Here is a 17,675-nt window from a genome sequence, read left to right as displayed (position 1 = left end):
AAGCTGAATTTTTCTTTATCAGCATCCTTGTAATCCTGCTCCGATCAGTAAACATCGTTACATCGCATGCAGGCTGTATTGTATACCTAATTTAACTTGAAGCGAGTAGTTTTATCGTGTATCGCAAAGGTTTCTTTACAGATTTGTTAAAATTTTCAGCATATTGTTTTTTATAAAAATCTGTTTAAGGCTGGGAGCAATGATTCTCTTGGTAAGATTAGACTTAAGAATTGTTTTTTTATCAATATTTAGGTGTAGACTGAAAAAAAATTAAGTGCGAGGGAGAATGGCAATGTCACTGAAGCAAATAGATGCTGAACTACGTGAAGACGTTCGTTTATTGGGAAATTTTTTAGGTGATACGCTAAAACAGCAAGTTGGTCAACATCTATATGATCAGGTAGAACATATTCGTAAATATGCCAAAGGCGCACGGGATGGTGACGCACAGGCAGAAAAGCAACTTGCTGCTTTTTTACAAAATCTTAAAGATGAAGATACCTTACCGCTCAGCCGTGCATTTACCCATTTTCTAAATTTTGCCAATATTGCCGAACAATATCATGTGGTTCGGGTACGCCGTCAGCAACAATTTCAGCCAGAATCCAAACCAAATCAAAATAATGCCATTCAAACCTTATTTCAACTTTGTCAAGATCAACACATCAGTAATGAGGACTTATACTCGGCCATTTGCCAGCTGAGTATTGAACTGGTTTTAACGGCACATCCGACCGAAGTCAGCCGTCGCACATTGATTCAAAAATATGATGATATCAGTCGTTATCTAGCAGATTTGGATCAGCGTAAACTTACACCTGTTGAACAACAAAATTTACTTAAACAACTGCAACAGGAAATTACGGCTGCATGGCAAACAGATGAAATCCGTCAAAAACGGCCAACACCAGTTGATGAAGCAAAATGGGGTTTCACCACCATTGAACAGACATTATGGCAAGCTGTACCCAAATTTTTACGAGAATTGGATGATTTGGTGCTGACACAATGTGGCAAACGCTTACCACTAGATTGTGCGCCAATTCGTTTTGCTTCATGGATGGGGGGTGATCGTGATGGTAATCCTAACGTGACACACGATATTACCCAACATGTGCTATTACTTTCTCGCTGGCAAGCCGCACAATTGTTTCTTAAAGATATTGGCAATTTACGCTGGGAATTGTCGATGCAAAAATGTACTCCAGAACTTGCCGAGGCCGTCGATCATCATTCCGAACCTTATCGTGAACGCTTACGAGAATTACGGGATCGTTTACAACTCACTTTACGTTGGCTGGATGCCAAACTGCGGGGCATTGCCAATCCTGATAAAACCGGCGTGATTCAATCATCGCAAGAAATTCTTGAACCTTTACTGGCCTGCTATGAATCGCTACATGCCTGTCAAATGCAAGATATTGCCGATGGTCATTTACTTGATGTAATTCGACGCGCCGCCTGTTTTGGCATTGAGCTGGTTAAACTGGATATTCGTCAGGAATCGACCCGCCATCGTCAAGCTGTTAGTGCCATTACTGCCTATCTGGGTTTAGGTGAATTTTCTACATGGAATGAACAATCCAAACAGGCGTGGCTGATTCAAGAATTGGCCAATAAACGGCCTTTATTACCACAAAATTTACAATTAACTGAGCAAGATGCCTTAAATCATCCAGATGTGCAGGAAGTGCTGGCAACCATGAAAATGTTGGCAAAACAACCAAGTGACTCTTTGGGTGCCTATATCATTTCCATGGCAGAATACCCAAGTGATGTACTGGCTGTTATGTTATTACAAAAAGAAGCTGGTGTGAGCCGTCCTTTACGGGTTGTGCCACTTTTTGAAACACTGGATGATTTGGATCGCGCAGCCGATACCATTGATCAATTGCTGAATATGCCTTGGTATAAACAACAAATTCATGGCAAACATGAGGTAATGATCGGCTATTCGGACTCAGCTAAAGATGCCGGATTTATGTCTGCCAACTGGGCACAATATCGTGCACAGGAACAACTGGCAGAAGTTGCAGAGAAACACGATATTCGTCTAACACTGTTTCATGGTCGTGGCGGATCAATCAGTCGTGGTGGCGCACCAACGCATCAAGCATTATATGCACAACCACCGGGTTCTATTCGTGGATCAATCCGTGTTACAGAACAAGGTGAAATGATCCGTTTCAAATTTGGTCTAGAAGATGTTGCCTTACAAAATCTGGAAATTTATTGCGCTGCAACCCTGAAAGCAACTTTATTGCCACCACCAAAACCTTTGCCACAATGGCGAGAATTAATGTCTACCATGACTGCGGAGTCGGTACAAATTTATCGTCAGACTGTCCGTGAGCATCCTGATTTTGTACGTTATCTGCGTACTGTCACGCCTGAACTGGAATTACAGATGCTGCCATTGGGTTCACGTCCTGCCAAACGTAAAGTCGGTGGAGGGATTGAATCACTAAGGGCAATTCCTTGGGTATTTGCGTGGACACAAATTCGTCTGATGCTACCAGCATGGCTAGGAACAGGCGTTGCACTGGAAAGCGCCATGGATAATCAGCAAAAAGCCACGCTGATGGAAATGCAGGAACAATGGCCATACTTTCAGACCTTGATTGATATGTTGGAAATGGTACTGTCCAAAGCAGATCGTGGTATTGCACAATATTATGAAAGCCACCTTACCGATGATGCAACATTAATTGCCTTGGGTGATAATCTAAGACAACGGCTCAATAATACCATTGAAACTTTACTCAAGCTCAAAACCCAATCAGAACTATTAAGTGAAAATGAAGTACTTGATCAATCCATGCGGGTTAGAAAGACTTATTTGTTACCACTGCATTTATTACAGGCAGAGTTAATGCGCCGCCGCCGCCAATATTTACAGCAAGGACAAAATCATACGCCGGTTGATCATGCCCTAATGGTCACCATTGCCGGAATTGCGGCAGGTTTGCGTAATACTGGTTAATCTACTCTGCTTAAAAAAAGCGCCATAAATCGTGATTTATGGCGCTTTTTTTGCTTAATTTCAGCAGAATAACTGCCACAGCTTATCGGCTATCGGTATCATAGTAACAATAAAATGATAGAGAATGATTTATGTCAAACTGGTTTCCCAAATGGCAACCTTATCAGGGGCATGCACAGGCACGTCCTGTTGCCACCAACGAATATTTACCTTTGGGGCAAAGTATTGTTTTAGGGATCCAACATGCTTTTGCCATGTTTGGTGCCACCGTACTTGCACCCTTGCTGATGGGATTTGACCCTAATCTGGCAATTTTATTATCCGGAATATGCACCATTTTATTTTTCTTCTTCACAGGTGGTCGAGTTCCCAGTTATCTTGGTTCCAGTTTTGCCTTTATTGGGGTGGTTGCAGCAGCCACCGGTCATGTGACTGGATCTGGTGCCAATCCCAATCTTGATGTTGCAATGGGTGGAATCATTGTCTGTGGACTGTTTTATGCTGTTATAGGCTTAATCGTCATGGTAACCGGTACACACTGGATTGAAAAAATGATGCCACCTGTTGTTACAGGTGCTGTAGTGATGATTATCGGTTTAAATCTGGCACCAGTCACGATTAAAAGTGTGGCAGGTAATGTATTTGACTTATGGATGGCACTGTTCACTGTGTTATGTATGGGTATTATTGCCGTATTCACCAAGGGATTATTTCAACGCTTACTCCTGCTACTTGGATTAATCTTGTCCTATATTATTTACGCTGTTTTGACCAATGGTTTAGGCCTAGGAAAAGCCATTGATTTTTCGGTAATTAATCAAGCTGCATGGTTTGGTTTACCCAACTTGCATGCATCACCACATTTTGATTTGAATGCAATTTTGATTATTGCACCAGTGGCATTAATTTTAGTGGCCGAAAATCTAGGACATCTGAAAGCTGTGGGTGCAATGACTGGTGAAAATCTGATGCCGCAGATGGGCAAAGCATTTATTGCAGATGGTCTGGCTACTTCTCTTTCCGGGAGTGCTGGTGGTCCAGGAATGACCACTTATGGTGAAAATATTGGTGTAATGGCAATTACTCGTGTTTATTCTACTTTAATTTTTGTTATCGCAGGTTTGTTTGCAATTTTTCTAGGCTTATCACCAAAATTTGGCGCAATCATCAGTACAATTCCTGTGGCAATTTTAACCGGTGCATCGATTATGGTGTTTGGCCTGATCACAATTGCCGGTGCCAAAATCTGGCTGGAAAATAAAGTTGATTTCTCCAAAAATAAAAATCTTGTGGTTGCAGCAGTTACGATTATTTTAGGCGCAGGTAATTTTGAATTAATACTTGGTAGTTTTAATCTGGGAGGCATTGGAACAGCAACATTTGCTGCTATTCTTCTCAACTGGTTATTTAGCCTAAAAGATGCAGATTAATCTCTTTTGATGTAAAAAAATAGGAAGCAGATAAGCTTCCTATTGTGATTCAAAAGCCATCACACCACAAAAAAGCCATGTGTATTATCTTGTTTAAGTTGTTGCACCAAACCATATTCCCATTCGAGATAGTCATTCATGGCTTGTTCAGAATTGTCTGTACCTTCATAAGGACGTTTATAACGATCAATCGGTTCAGATAACAAGTTACCCTGTCCAGTTTCAATGGCGAATCCTGCTGCTTTCCATGCAGCATTGCCACCTTGCAATACATATACCGGTTGATGTGTAAATGCCTGAATCTGTGCGACAGCATATTGTGCCAATAAACTGCTCCCACAGGTTACAACCACAGGATGATCTGTACTGATTTTATTCTGACCAAATAAAGTTGCAATATCTTTGCGCAAAGCCCATTGTGCCGTTGCAATATGACCTTTGTTATAATTGGCACTGGTGGTAAAATCCAAAAGTGTCAACGCCAGACCTTCCTCTAACCATGCATTTAACTGTGCTGGCTGAAGATAATCATTGATGGTAATTGCCGGCGTTTTTGGTACCCATACGCCTGATTCTGTCAATAACGCCGAGAAATCATCTTCAAGCACATATACTTCCCAGTTCATTTGTGCCAACCATGATCCGGTCATATAGGCACGTATCCGTTCAGGATCAATCAGGATTATTCTGGCGCCTCTTACACTGGCATAATGATCGGTTTCCTGTACCAATTGCCCACCTGCAATCCAGCGGCTTTCGGGTAAATAAGCAGCAATATATTCTGCTTCAGAACGTACATCAAAAAGGTAAGTTGTACGTTCCGGTTCTTGCGTTAAAGTTTTCAGCGTAGCATAGTCAATGCTGCGGACGCCTGCCCGTTGTGCAACATTTTTGGCATTCTCCAGAATATTCTGTCTATCAGCGCTTGCAGGGAAATCTTGATATTGTTTATTTTGCTGGATGGCAAGTTGCTGTCTGGCCAATGTCCAACCAATGGTACCATTACGCAGTGCATAAATCTGATGTGGAATCTGTGCATTAATCAAAGATTGCGTACCAATCAGACTACGTGTTCGTCCAGCACAATTCACTATGATTTTTGTTTGCTGATCTTTAACAATATCTTGCGCACGCAGTACTAATTCTGCGCCCGGAACGCTAATTCCACCAGGAATACTCATGGTCTGATATTCATCAAATCGGCGAGCATCAAGCACGACCACATTGTCATCCTGTTCAAGAAGTTGTTTTACTTCCTCAGCACTTAAAGATGGCGTCTGCTTATAATGCTCCACCCATTCGCCAAAGGCTTTACTGGCGGAATTTACATCAATGAATAATTCTCCTCCAGCATTTTTCCAGCCATTCACGCCACCTTCCAGAAGACTGAGGTTTTGATACCCCAAATCCTGTAATTTTTGATATGCCTGTTGTGCCAATCCCTCGCCATTATCGTACAATACAATATCGGTATTCAAACGAGGAATTCTGTTCAAAATTTCGATTTCCAATCGCGAAAAAGCAATATTTACAGCAAACAATGGATGTCCTTTGGCATATAAGTCTTCTTCACGTACATCGACTAACGCAATTTCCTGGCGTTTTAATAATTTGTTTTTAATCGTTGCAAAACTTTGATTTACCTTATTCATTTTCTCAATTCCTTATTTGAATATCCTGAAATAAATACTTTTGCCTCACCGGTTGGACTGTAGGTAAAACGTTTCACCTGACCAATATCCGCACCATAAATATGAATACTAATAGAAACTTGATCTGCAAAAGCATTACTCACCTGATGAACATCACCTGATGCTGGTGTAAACCAGTCAATATCACCAACTTGCAGGACATCACCTGACGCGACTGGTCGTAATTTTTGCTCTTTCCAGGCAAACCGTTGGGAAATTTCAGCACCTTGAATAACACCTACAGCTCCCCAAACTTCATGATTGTGAATTGGGGTTTTCTGTCCCGGCCCCCAGACAAAACTTACAATGGAAAAACGCACTTGCGGATCTTTATAAAGTAAATATTGCTGATAATGCTGTGGATCTGAATGTTGAAATATTTCAGGTAACCAATGAATATCTGCAAGTAATGCTTTAAATTCCGGAATAAAAGATTCAATAATCAAAGTATCTGCCAAGTTCTGTGCGAGAGAACTTTCAATTTTGTCAATCAATGCTTTAAAACGACCCGTCACCAAACTCATGATTCACCTTTATTTAACCTTAAATGATGTATCAAATGAATTGGATACATTAAACTGTTGTTTAATCAGCTTATGCTTGGTGTAAAAGTCTGCTGTTTCCTGTGAAGTCTTGATCACATCTGCATCAATAGGTTCCCACGAAGCATTACGACGCTTAAAAGCAAGTTTACCGACATCTTCTGGTAAGCCGGTAATTTTGGCATATTCCTGTCCAAATTCATCGGCATTTTGAGTGGCCCATTCTTGTGATTGTTTAAGGCGATAAATAAAATCTTGAATAGATTTCCGCTTTTGTTGCTCCTGTAAGGATTTATCTGTAGCAGCAAGAAAGGTGTAACCTGAATATAAGCCTCGGCCATTGGCAATAATTCGAAAATGATCTTTTAGCTCGGCATAGGCTGTATAAGGATCCCAAACAGCCCAAACATCAACTGAACCATTGGCAACAGCAAGTTTGCCATCGGCAGGAGGCAAAAATCTGAACTTCACATCAGTAGCCTTTAGCCCTGCTTGTTCCACTGCCCTCAAAGTGACCAATTGTCCAATCGAGCCCTGATTGGCTGTCACTGTTTTACCTTTTAAATCTTTGGCTGATTGAATTGAGCTATCATTGCGTACCAATAATGCCACTGGATATGGATCAGATTTATACACAGCAATTGCTTTTGCTGTACCGCCATTAGCATTTGCAAATAAAAATGGGGCATCACCCAGATAACCTAAATCAATACCATCGACCTTCAAAGCTTCAGCAACCGGTGCAGCAGCAGGAAATTCATACCAGTTAATTTTATAATCAATGCCTTTTAAAACACCCGATGCTTCAAGTTGAGCCCGCATATTTCCTTTTTGATCGCCAATTCTTAGTACGATCTCTGAACGATTTTCTTTATCCTGACTCGCTGCGGTATGCGTTTCGTCTTTTTTTGAACATGCTGTTAAGGTTAATGTGGTCAGAATTACACCCACAATCGTTATGGTTTTTTTCTTCATCATAAATTTTCCCGATTAAACCGTTTCTGATATTCTTTGATCAATCAATGCCGTTTTTTCACGTAAAGTAGGCAATAATGTTTTTCCATAATCCAGTGCATCCTGAACTGGATCAAAACCGCGAATCAAAACACTATGGATTCCCAATGCATAATAATTGGCAATGGAATCCGCCACTTGTTCTGCTGTACCCACCAAAGCTGTTGAGTTATAGCTACCCTGTACCAATGAAGTGATTCCTGTCCATAAATTACGATCCAGTATTTCTCCCTGTTTTGCAGCAGCAATTAATCGTTCTCCACCTGTGCTTTGAGGTTTACGCCGTGTATCTTTAAAGCCTAAATCTTCAATTTGTTTTTTGGCCAATTGATAAATATCCTGCGCTTTTTCCCATGCTTGTTTTTCGGTATCTGCAATAATGGGGCGAAAAGAAATGTTATAAGCCAATTGGCGTTGATATTGCTCAAGTAAAGGACTTAATTTCTTTAAATGTTCCTGCGCACCAGCTAAAGGCTCTCCCCATAATGCATAAACATCTGCATGCTTTGCCGCAATTTTTAAGGCAATTTCAGAAGATCCACCAAAGTAAATCGGGATTTGCTTTTGAAAAGGTTGAATTTCAGCATAAGCATCTTCAACCTGATAATATTGACCTTGATAAGAAAAAGGCTGCTTGCTGTACCAGCTTTTTTTGAGGATATCCAAGAATTCGTCACTACGCTCATAACGTTGAATTTTGTCCAGATAATCCCCGTCCTTACGTTGATCAATATCATTACCACCAGAAATAATATGAACTGCCAGACGTCCATCAATTAACTGATCAAGTGTAGCCAGTTTTCTTGCTGCAACTGTAGGCGCCACAAAACCCGGTTTGTGTGCCAGTAAAAATTTGATTTTTGATGTTTGTGCTGCAGCATGTGCCGTAATTAAGAAACCATCGGCCTGATCTGACCAGTACCCAACCAGAATACGATCAAAGCCTGCATCTTCATGCGCTCTTGCAATACGGCCGATATAATTTTTATCAAAAGCAGTTTGTGCAGGAATAATTTCGGATGCTTCACGATGCCAAATCATTCCAAGAATTTGTATTGCCATGCTCATCTCATGCACTTTATTCATTGAGAGTAAGCATACTCCAGTCATTAAAATTCTAAAAATAAATATAAATGATAATTTAATATTAAATTATGGAATACTATGGCAGTCCTAGAATTTTTCGGACTTGTTGTGATAATTCAGTTAATAAAGCAGCATAAATATTTGCCAAGTCAGGTTGTATCGCAGCAAATAACATTACTTCAAATGAGAAAAAATCAGGTTCTATTACCGTCAATTGTTGTGCATACAAAGAAGATTCGACAACTTGTTTTGGCATCAAACCAACGCCCAATCCTTTTGTCAGAAGCTCGGCATGATTACGTGTTCCGGTAATTTCTATTTTGATGTTTGGAATTAAATTATGTTGTACAAGATAATCCGACAAATAAGCCCGATAACCACAGCCCTCATGATTTAGAATCCAACCAATTTGCTGACAATCTTCAATCGATTGAATGCTGCTGCTCTGCAATAATCTTGATACAACGGGCACAATATTTAACGGGGCAATCAAAGTCGTTACAATTGAGGAATCGATCTTTGAAAAATGGCTACTGGTTAAAATCACCAGATCAAGTTGCTGTAACTTAAATCGCTGCATTAAATCCACACTCCAGCCAGTAAAAATTTCCAGTTGGATGTGTGGATAATGTAGTTTCATATAATCCAATAAATGCAACAAACAAATATCAGCAATACTGGTGGCAATACCCAATCTTATTTTCTTATTTTCAGACTTTAAAGCACCAGCAAGGCTCTTAAATTGCAAGAGTTGTTGCAGAATTTGCTGAGATTGCTGATAAATTGCCACGCCTTGTTGGGTTAATTTTAATGGTCTAGAACGACGATCAAATAAATCTAGCCCCAAATCATCCTCCAGATTCTGAATTCTTTTACTCACCGAAGGTTGCGAGACATTTAATTTATCCGCAGCAAGTGTAGTACTTTGCAACTCAACAAATGCGACAAAAGCTTCAATATCTTCTATTTTCATATATGAAAAACATCCAGTACGATGATAGAGCAAAAAATTTCCAAATATTCTTATCGATAAAGATCAATACAGCAACCACCCTTTTTACATTAATTTCTCTATGTTTTAAATAAATATAACTTTGGTTCATTTTTGCAAAAGACTATACATTATTTTTTAATCATCACTTTAGCCATTTCAATACATATCATATTTTCTCATCCTTTTTTAAAACTACTTGGCAAGTGTTTTATTCAATATTAAAATGATAATTATTATTATCTGATAATCCCTCTATGCACTCTTCCACCCGGTTATCCACTTCACAATTTATTGAGGAGCTATATGTACAACATCATGGCTGGCTTTATGCATGGTTATGTAAAAAAATGGGAAACCATTGTGATGCCGCAGATATTGCACATGAAACATTCATTAAATTATTACAACAACAAGAATCCCATTATCGCCAGCCACGTTCGATGCTCACCACAGTGGCAAAAAATCTGGCAATTAATTTTTGGCGCAGAAAGCATATTGAGCAACTTTATTATGAAACACTTGCACAAACTCAATCTGAATATTGCCCTTCTGCTGAAGAAGAACTTATTGCCATCCAAACTTTATTTAATATTAATCAAGCTTTTAATCAATTAAGCTCTCGAGAAAAACAGATTTTTCAATTGTCGCAGATTTATGAACTAAACTATCAACAAATTGCCGAGAAACTTGAGATCTCATTAACAACGGTTAAACGTGAAATGAAACAGGTTTTTATTTGCTGTTTAACCATTATGCAAATGGACTAAGGCTTACATAGAGTCGCTCTGTTTATTCAACACTAAAGGTATACCAATTTGTCGGATCATTCGGTCAACATCAAACCAGAAATCATTGCTGAAGCAGCAGAATGGTTAGTTGAAATACAGGAAGCACCTTTATCCGCAAAAAAACAACAGGTATTTGAACAATGGAGAAGTCAAAGTGCAGCGCATCAGCTGGCATGGCAACAGGCTATACAATTACAAAAATGTCTGGCCGATACACCGTATGTCATTAAACAGCAAGTTTTGGATGATCAGGGACAACAAAAATATCTAAGTAAATTCTTAGTTCTTGTACTATGTTGCAGCACGCTGTCTATCGCCGCTTTTTATGCGCAACAGCAAGCAATATTCGCAGATTATCGTACAGCTTATGGCGAACAACAAAAAATTATACTGGAAGATGGTACACAAATCATACTGAACAGTAAAACAGCCATAGATGTACAGTACACAACAACCGAGCGTAACATCACACTACGTTATGGTGAGATCTATATCACTACTGCCAAGGATCAAACTGAATATCATCGTCCATTTAAAGTTTTAGGTAAATATGGTTCTATTCAGGCATTAGGCACACAATTTGATGTAGAACAACGCAAAGATCAAACCCAAGTTGCTGTGCTTGAACATGCTGTACTGATTAAAAATCAGCATGGGCAACAATTGAAGCTTAACGCTGGACAAAAAATCCAGTTTAATGCAAAGCAAATTCAGATGGCACAATCGATTGAGCCTCTAAACTACACTTGGCGGAATGGTTTAATCGTGGCTGACCGTATGTCTTTGGCACAGTTTGCCCTAGCGATTGAAAAAAATTACGGTGTTCATGTTGAGTTTTCTCCTGAATTAGAAAAATTAATTATCTCGGGCACTTACCCAACTCAGGATCTAAACAGTCTACTGGCGTCTTTGGGTAATGCCTACCATCTCAATATAAATCACAGCATCTTTGGCAAAAAAATTAAACTTTCAAAAATTGATTAAAAAATTTTTGGCTTAATTTTGGCACTTTCCACAACTTCAATTGTCAATGTTATATAGCACATCATTTTTATAACATTGGAGTACAGATAAAATGGGATTGCTCAAAATTAAGCCATTAACACAGACCATTCACCGTCTTCTTATTTGTGGAATTTTAGGTGTTACAGCGACTAACATTGCCAATGCACAAGACACCACTGCTGTGCAATCTTATCAAATTCCGGCAGCGGCACTTGATCAGGTTCTCACTCGTTTTGCTGCACAGGCGGGCGTATCTCTAGCATTTGATCAGGCTACCGTGAGCCGCTTTAAAAGCTCCGGTTTGTCTGGTCGCTACACCATAGAACAGGGTTTTCAACAAATTCTGACAAACTCGCCCTACCGCATCCAAAAAACTGCAAATGGATATCTTTTAGTGAGTAAAGCTCAGTCATCCGACCGGCCACATTATGTCGGAGAACTTAAACAGATTGATGTCAATGCAAAAGGAAATTCTACCCCTCAAACTGTTGCTCAACTACCTGCGCTTACTGTAGAGGCAAATCAGGATACCGTTTTTGATGGGCAAATTGCTCAAAACAGTCGAATGGGATTATTAGGAACCAAAAAAATTATTGATATTCCTTTTAATGTTTCCAGTTACACGGCCGAATCTATCGAAAATCAACATGCCATTACTGTAGCAGACGCTCTTGCAAAAGAAGCTTCAATACAATCCACACATTCTTCAGGCGGTTTTTTGGATTCTTTTATGATTCGCGGATTTCCGATTGGTGAAGGGAATTTAGGTGAAATTGCATGGGATGGACAATATGGTGTAGCACCCAATTATCGCTTACTTACTTCATATATAGATCGTGTTGAAGTACTTAAAGGCCCAAGTGCCATGTTATACGGTATGTCACCCAATAGCGGTGTCGGAGGTGCCATCAACATCGTCCCTAAACGTGCTACAACGAACGATCTAAATCGTATCACTACAGATTATACGAGTCACTCCAACATAGGAGTACATACAGATTTAAGTCGGCGTTTTGGTGATGAAAAACAATTTGGCGCTCGCCTGAATGTTAGTCATCACGATGGCGATACAGCCATTAAAAATCAATCCAGAAAATTATCAACCATTGCTCTTGCATTGGATTATAAAAATAACAAATTAGATTCCACGATTGATCTTGTTTGGCAACGTGAGCATTTTGACAATCCTGTTCGTCCTTATTATTTAAGTGCAAATGTGTCCTTACCTGCTGCACCTGATGGTAAATATAGTGCGGCTCAGCCATGGGGATGGTCAACGGTAAAAGATACTTCTTTTGCATCTCATAACACATATCATCTTAATGATAATCATGCATTTTTTCTAAATATTGGTGGTGCGCAATCTCGAGTAGAACGTTTATCAGATCAAACCATTTCGATTATTAACGAAGCTGGTGATACACAATCTGCAATGCGCTATGGTATTTTTAACGTAGATCGATTTACCATCGATACAGGTTTAAGAAGTCATTTTAAGACCGGAAATATTGCGCATGAAATTGTTTTTCAAGCCAATAAATATCAAGATAAATATGCAATGAGTCTTCCGAGTGGACCTACGGTCTATTCCAATCTTTATTCACCTGTTACACAAACTGTTCAAAATCTTAATATTCCTGAATCTGCACCGTTAAATTCACGCTCTAATTTATCAGGATTTGGTATCGCAGATACATTATCCATGTTTGATCAAAAATTTTTACTGACTTTAGGCTTAAGGCAACAATATGTTGAATCCCAGAACTATACTAGTTCAACGCCTAAATATAGTGAACATGCCTTAACCCCTTTAGTGGCAGCAGTTTATAAAATCAATGATAATCTTTCAATTTATGCAAATCATATTCAAGGGCTAAGTAAAGGTGATACAGCACCCGATACTGCGCTGAATTCAGGAGAAGTTTTTGCACCGTATAAAGCAAAACAATACGAAATTGGGATTAAATATGATGATAATCGAAATTTTGCCTCACTAAATGCATTTCAAATTACCAAGCCTAGCGGGCAATTAATCAATGGCTACTATTCCAGTAATGCCGAACAACAAAATACAGGTGTAGAGTTAAGCGTTCGCTCAACATTAACTTCAGCACTTTCAGCGTATACCAATCTAACCTATATTGATGCGGAACTTACGAAAACCAACAGTGAAAGTACTCAAGGAAATCAGGCTGTAGGTGTACCTGAATGGCAGGCTAATCTTGGCGCAGAGTGGACATTCTCCACCCTTCCTCTAGTCATTGGTGGGCATTTTAGCTATGTTGATCAACAACCTATCAATCAATCAAATACCCAATATCTACCGTCATGGAGTAAAGTAGATTTAAATGCCCGCTATACTGCCAAAATTGCCAATAAAGAGGTCATTTTACGTGCTAATTTGCTCAATGCATTTAATAAAAAATATTGGTCCGGCATTGCATCATATAGCACAATTGCTTTAGGTGCCCCACGTACTTTAGCTTTATCTGCAACAGTAGATTTTTAAAACCTAATAAAGAATCAGGCTGGAAATTCCAGCCTGATTCTTGTGTCTAATTCATGCCCTGTTTAATGCGTTCAGGAGTATTCACGGCTTGTGTTTCCCGATCAATTCTAAACATCACACCCATCATGAAAGCACAAATCAATAACGATGATCCACCATAACTAATAAATGGCAAAGTTAAACCTTTGGTTGGAATTAATCCCATATTCATGCCTGCATTTACACAAATTTGCAGAAAGAAAATAATTGCAATTCCATAAGCAAGATAACCACTACGCAAATGCTGATTATTTAATGCACGATGCGCAATACGCATGCAACATGCCACCATCAAAAAGGACAAACTAAAAATCAGGCTGATTCCGACAAAACCAAGTTCTTCGGCTGTTACTGCCAACATAAAGTCAGTATGCGCTTCAGGTAAATAAGCCAGTTTTTGTACACTATGACCAAGCCCTGTTCCCAACCATTCACCACGACCAAAAGCCATTAAACTTTGTGATAACTGATAACCTGCCCCCTGTGGATCTTCCCAAGGATTGGAGAAAGATAGCATTCGGCGTAACCGATAAGGTTCAATCAAAATAAATGTGGTAAGAAAAGCAACCACAACCCCAATCACGCTCAGTAAGGCTTTAACAGGTGCGCCTGCCAGAAAGAAAATTAGCGCAACTGTACAGACAATCACAGCTGATGCGCCTAAATCCGGTTCTAACATGATCAATGCAACCGTTGTTCCAACAGGAATACTCAAGCGTAATAAACTGACCAAACTTTCCCTGACTTCACCACCACGACGAACCACATAATCCGCAGTAAAAACCGCCATGGCGAACTTGGCAATTTCAGAAGGCTGTAAAGTAAAGCCAGCAATATTTAACCAGCGTGTTGATCCATTAACATCTCGTCCAATGAGCAGAACCAGAATTAAAAGTATAGCCGTGCCCAGCCACATCAATACCGGCATTTTGCCAAACCAATTTTTTAATTTAATCTGATAGGCAGTAATAGCGGCACCAAATGCAACCACCAGATACATCAGATGTCTAGCCACATAATGCATGGAATTTTCATGCAAACGTTCAGCATAGGGCATAGAAGCTGAGGCCACCATCACTGTACCAATACACAGTAGAGCCAACACACAGAAAATCAATGTATTACGTGCTGTAATCTCTTTGGGCAATTTCTGCATCAACGCTAAAACTGCCTGCTCAATACGCTGCTGGACACCCTGCGCCCTATTTAATATGGATTCTTTCATTATCATGGTCTAAGTCAGATTGTGTACATACTGGACAAATTGTTGCCCACGATCATTATAGCTTTTAAACATATCAAAACTGGCACATGCCGGAGATAATAATACTGCATCACCCGCTTGTGCCTGTTGTTGGCATTGCGTAACAGCTTCCTGTAAAGTTACTGCATGGCTACGTGAGATTGTCTGATCTAATGTAGCCTCAATCAACGTTGCATCTGTTCCAATCAACACCACATGACGTGCATAATTCACTAACGCAGCAGATAAAGGAGAAAAGTCCTGTCCTTTGCCCTGCCCGCCTAAAATCAATACGACTTTTGCATGTTTTGGGGCCAAAGCTTGTCCTAAGCCGTTAATCGCAGCCAGAGTTGCACCAACATTGGTTCCTTTAGAATCATCATAATAACGTACCCCTTGTTTTTCATCGACATATTGGCATCGGTGTTGCAACCCCTTAAAGTGCTTTAGGGTATCTAACATCACGTCCAACGGTAATCCGATCGATTCGCCCAAGGCTAGGCAAGCCAGTGCATTGGCAATATTATGACTGCCCTGAATATACATTGCACTGCTATCCAATAAGCGCTCTGTACCACGTGCCAAGAACATGTGTCCCTGAGCATCACGTAATATGCCATATTGTTTAAGATCCGGGGCATTCAGTCCAAAACTGATCGATGGTATCTGATCTGCCACCAAAGGACGTGTTAAACCGTCATCGCGATTGAATACAAAACTTTTACATCCCTGAAAAATACGATGCTTGGCTGCATGATAACCCACCATATCACCATGACGATCCAGATGATCTTCACTCATATTCAATACAACAGCAACCTGTGCGCCTAAATTGGTTGTCGTTTCAAGTTGGAAACTGGATAATTCCAAAACAATCAATTCCGGATGATCTTCTAATAAGTCCAATGCTGGTCGTCCAAGGTTACCTCCAACAGCAACCTTTTTACCTGCATTTTTTGCCATTTCACCAACCAGGGTGGTCACTGTACTCTTGGCATTTGATCCAGTAATGGCAACGATGGGAATTTTACAATCACGATGTAAAACCTGAATATCACTAATGACTGGAATACCTTTGGCAATTGCAGCTTGAATTTCTGGTAATTGTGGTGCAAGTCCTGGGCTTAAAATAATTTCTTCTGCCTGTAATAATAATTCTTCATCCAGTTTCCCAAAACTGCTGACCACATCTTGTGGAATCTTGTCGTGACCTGGCGGTAAAGTCCGGGAATCTGTAACAGCAACCTGATATCCCTTACGATAAAAATAATTCACTGATGCAACTCCGGAAATTCCCAGTCCCGCAACAACTTTTAACCCGCCACGCTGTATTAACATATCGACCTACATCATTATTTTAAACTGGGAAAATGGTAGCACTTTGTCTATTTAAATACTGTCATATTTACAGTTTTTCACTGATTTTTTCGTCTTGAAAGAATAGTGTTTAACTGAATCTTTTGTTTTTAAACGCTGGTGTTATCTTGATCATTTAATATTAGGAGTGATGATGATATTGCATCTTAGCAAAGTATCAATGTCTGTATATTCTCGCCTGTGCTTAAAAAGATATAAGCTGTTTTAGCACAACGTGAATGCCTATCATGTGATAGACAATGATTTAGTCAAACCTAAAATTATGCTAAGCTGTTGAACAGAATTAAATAAAATATGAGTGCCAGACAATGCAAAATACTCCACCGCCTTTTCCTACAACAACAAATCCTGCCTTTCGTTTATTTTCAACCGAAGGACGTTTAAGCCGCCTGAGTTATCTTGGATGGAATTTTCTAATTAATATTGTCTTTTATGTGATTATTATCGCAATGGCAATTTTTACTGGTTTTGCTACTGCATTTTATAACCAATTGTCTAGTCAACAAAATATATTATCAACAGCATCATTTGGCGCATTTTATTTGGGTTTTATTGCCATCATGCTGACTTTTTTCTTTATCAATTTGTTTATTATTATCAAAAGATTCCATGATTTTAATTTAAATGGCTGGTGTGTTTTACTATTTTTTGTGCCACTGGTTAATTTCATTGTCATGCTGATGTTATTGTTTGTTCCGGGCACCAAAGGTATCAATCGTTTTGGCGCGCCTCGAGCTTCTGAATCATGGGAAAAAGTATTGGCTTGGATCAACATTATTCTTATTGTGTTATTTATTGGTCTATATGCGATGATCATTGGCACTTTAATGGATAATCCATCCATCCCTTCGCTGGAAGTTATGCCTAAAGAGAATACAACTGTGCTTTAATCCTAAATGGTTGTATGGGATGCGTTTAAATGCGTAATTGCGAGTTAAAAACACATCCTTTCTCCAAAAATTTACGGCACAATA

13 protein-coding genes are annotated in these 17,675 nt (G+C 39.5%); 6 read left to right on the top strand and 7 right to left on the bottom strand.

What is annotated here, in order from left to right; all coding sequences use genetic code 11:
- Positions 1-292 precede the first annotated feature (292 nt).
- Both ppc and F4V57_RS13515 read left to right on the top strand, forming a co-directional pair.
- The gene (gene ppc, locus F4V57_RS13520) at positions 293-2,983 is read left to right on the top strand and encodes a phosphoenolpyruvate carboxylase (RefSeq protein ID WP_070071134.1); all 2,691 of its coding nucleotides are present in this window, start codon (positions 293-295) and stop codon (positions 2,981-2,983) included.
- A gap of 131 nt (positions 2,984-3,114) precedes the next feature.
- Complete coding sequence (locus tag F4V57_RS13515; protein WP_070071053.1) at positions 3,115-4,413, top strand: solute carrier family 23 protein; 1,299 nt, start codon at positions 3,115-3,117, stop codon at positions 4,411-4,413.
- 59 nt (positions 4,414-4,472) lie between these two features.
- On the opposite strand, the gene F4V57_RS13510 is transcribed toward F4V57_RS13515, so the two are convergent.
- The 5 genes from F4V57_RS13510 to F4V57_RS13490 form a co-directional block, all read right to left on the bottom strand.
- Positions 4,473-6,065, bottom strand: a complete 1,593-nt coding sequence (locus F4V57_RS13510; protein WP_070071054.1) for a rhodanese-like domain-containing protein — start codon at positions 6,063-6,065, stop codon at positions 4,473-4,475.
- A complete protein-coding gene (locus F4V57_RS13505; protein ID WP_070071055.1) occupies positions 6,062-6,628 on the bottom strand; it encodes a cysteine dioxygenase family protein in 567 nt (188 codons plus the stop codon). The genes F4V57_RS13510 and F4V57_RS13505 overlap by 4 nt, the downstream gene beginning before the upstream one ends.
- 9 nt (positions 6,629-6,637) lie before the next feature.
- Complete coding sequence (locus F4V57_RS13500; RefSeq protein WP_227515724.1) at positions 6,638-7,624, bottom strand: ABC transporter substrate-binding protein; 987 nt, start codon at positions 7,622-7,624, stop codon at positions 6,638-6,640.
- A gap of 12 nt (positions 7,625-7,636) precedes the next feature.
- A complete protein-coding gene (locus F4V57_RS13495; protein ID WP_070071056.1) occupies positions 7,637-8,722 on the bottom strand; it encodes an LLM class flavin-dependent oxidoreductase in 1,086 nt (361 codons plus the stop codon).
- Positions 8,723-8,822: 100 nt separating this feature from the next.
- Complete coding sequence (locus tag F4V57_RS13490) at positions 8,823-9,719, bottom strand: LysR family transcriptional regulator (protein ID WP_070071057.1); 897 nt, start codon at positions 9,717-9,719, stop codon at positions 8,823-8,825.
- A gap of 275 nt (positions 9,720-9,994) precedes the next feature.
- On the opposite strand from F4V57_RS13490, the gene F4V57_RS13485 reads away from it, so the two are divergent.
- From F4V57_RS13485 to F4V57_RS13475, 3 genes are all read left to right on the top strand, one after another.
- Entirely contained in the window at positions 9,995-10,507 is a 513-nt protein-coding gene (locus F4V57_RS13485; protein WP_070071058.1) for a sigma-70 family RNA polymerase sigma factor, read from the top strand.
- Between the two features lie 48 nt (positions 10,508-10,555).
- A complete protein-coding gene (locus F4V57_RS13480; protein WP_070071059.1) occupies positions 10,556-11,512 on the top strand; it encodes a FecR family protein in 957 nt (318 codons plus the stop codon).
- A gap of 91 nt (positions 11,513-11,603) precedes the next feature.
- Complete coding sequence (locus F4V57_RS13475) at positions 11,604-14,042, top strand: TonB-dependent receptor (protein ID WP_081409294.1); 2,439 nt, start codon at positions 11,604-11,606, stop codon at positions 14,040-14,042.
- Between the two features lie 46 nt (positions 14,043-14,088).
- Here F4V57_RS13475 and ftsW read toward each other — a convergent pair whose 3' ends face one another.
- Positions 14,089-15,306, bottom strand: a complete 1,218-nt coding sequence (gene ftsW / locus F4V57_RS13470) for a putative lipid II flippase FtsW (RefSeq protein WP_081409295.1) — start codon at positions 15,304-15,306, stop codon at positions 14,089-14,091.
- 9 nt (positions 15,307-15,315) lie between these two features.
- Entirely contained in the window at positions 15,316-16,662 is a 1,347-nt protein-coding gene (gene murD / locus F4V57_RS13465; protein ID WP_070071060.1) for a UDP-N-acetylmuramoyl-L-alanine--D-glutamate ligase, read from the bottom strand.
- Positions 16,663-17,009: 347 nt separating this feature from the next.
- On the opposite strand from murD, the gene F4V57_RS13460 reads away from it, so the two are divergent.
- The gene (locus tag F4V57_RS13460; RefSeq protein WP_070071061.1) at positions 17,010-17,591 is read left to right on the top strand and encodes a DUF805 domain-containing protein; all 582 of its coding nucleotides are present in this window, start codon (positions 17,010-17,012) and stop codon (positions 17,589-17,591) included.
- Positions 17,592-17,675 lie beyond the last annotated feature (84 nt).

The sequence above is a fragment of the Acinetobacter qingfengensis genome (genome assembly GCF_008693185.1).
GTDB classification, from domain to species: domain Bacteria; phylum Pseudomonadota; class Gammaproteobacteria; order Pseudomonadales; family Moraxellaceae; genus Acinetobacter; species Acinetobacter qingfengensis.
The sequence above is the reverse complement of the archived record's forward strand: the minus strand, read 5'-3'. Positions and strand labels throughout refer to the sequence as shown.

Bases quoted from the DNA above. Each gene is read 5' to 3' on its own strand.
- F4V57_RS13510 (WP_070071054.1), bottom strand. From the start codon at position 6,065: ATGAATAAGGTAAATCAAAGTTTTGCAACGATTAAAAACAAATTATTA.
- ppc (WP_070071134.1), top strand. From the start codon at position 293: ATGTCACTGAAGCAAATAGATGCTGAACTACGTGAAGACGTTCGTTTA.
- F4V57_RS13460 (WP_070071061.1), top strand. From the start codon at position 17,010: ATGCAAAATACTCCACCGCCTTTTCCTACAACAACAAATCCTGCCTTT.
- F4V57_RS13500 (WP_227515724.1), bottom strand. From the start codon at position 7,624: ATGATGAAGAAAAAAACCATAACGATTGTGGGTGTAATTCTGACCACA.
- F4V57_RS13490 (WP_070071057.1), bottom strand. From the start codon at position 9,719: ATGAAAATAGAAGATATTGAAGCTTTTGTCGCATTTGTTGAGTTGCAA.
- F4V57_RS13485 (WP_070071058.1), top strand. From the start codon at position 9,995: ATGCACTCTTCCACCCGGTTATCCACTTCACAATTTATTGAGGAGCTA.
- F4V57_RS13475 (WP_081409294.1), top strand. From the start codon at position 11,604: ATGGGATTGCTCAAAATTAAGCCATTAACACAGACCATTCACCGTCTT.
- F4V57_RS13515 (WP_070071053.1), top strand. From the start codon at position 3,115: ATGTCAAACTGGTTTCCCAAATGGCAACCTTATCAGGGGCATGCACAG.
- ftsW (WP_081409295.1), bottom strand. From the start codon at position 15,306: ATGAAAGAATCCATATTAAATAGGGCGCAGGGTGTCCAGCAGCGTATT.
- F4V57_RS13505 (WP_070071055.1), bottom strand. From the start codon at position 6,628: ATGAGTTTGGTGACGGGTCGTTTTAAAGCATTGATTGACAAAATTGAA.
- F4V57_RS13495 (WP_070071056.1), bottom strand. From the start codon at position 8,722: ATGGCAATACAAATTCTTGGAATGATTTGGCATCGTGAAGCATCCGAA.
- murD (WP_070071060.1), bottom strand. From the start codon at position 16,662: ATGTTAATACAGCGTGGCGGGTTAAAAGTTGTTGCGGGACTGGGAATT.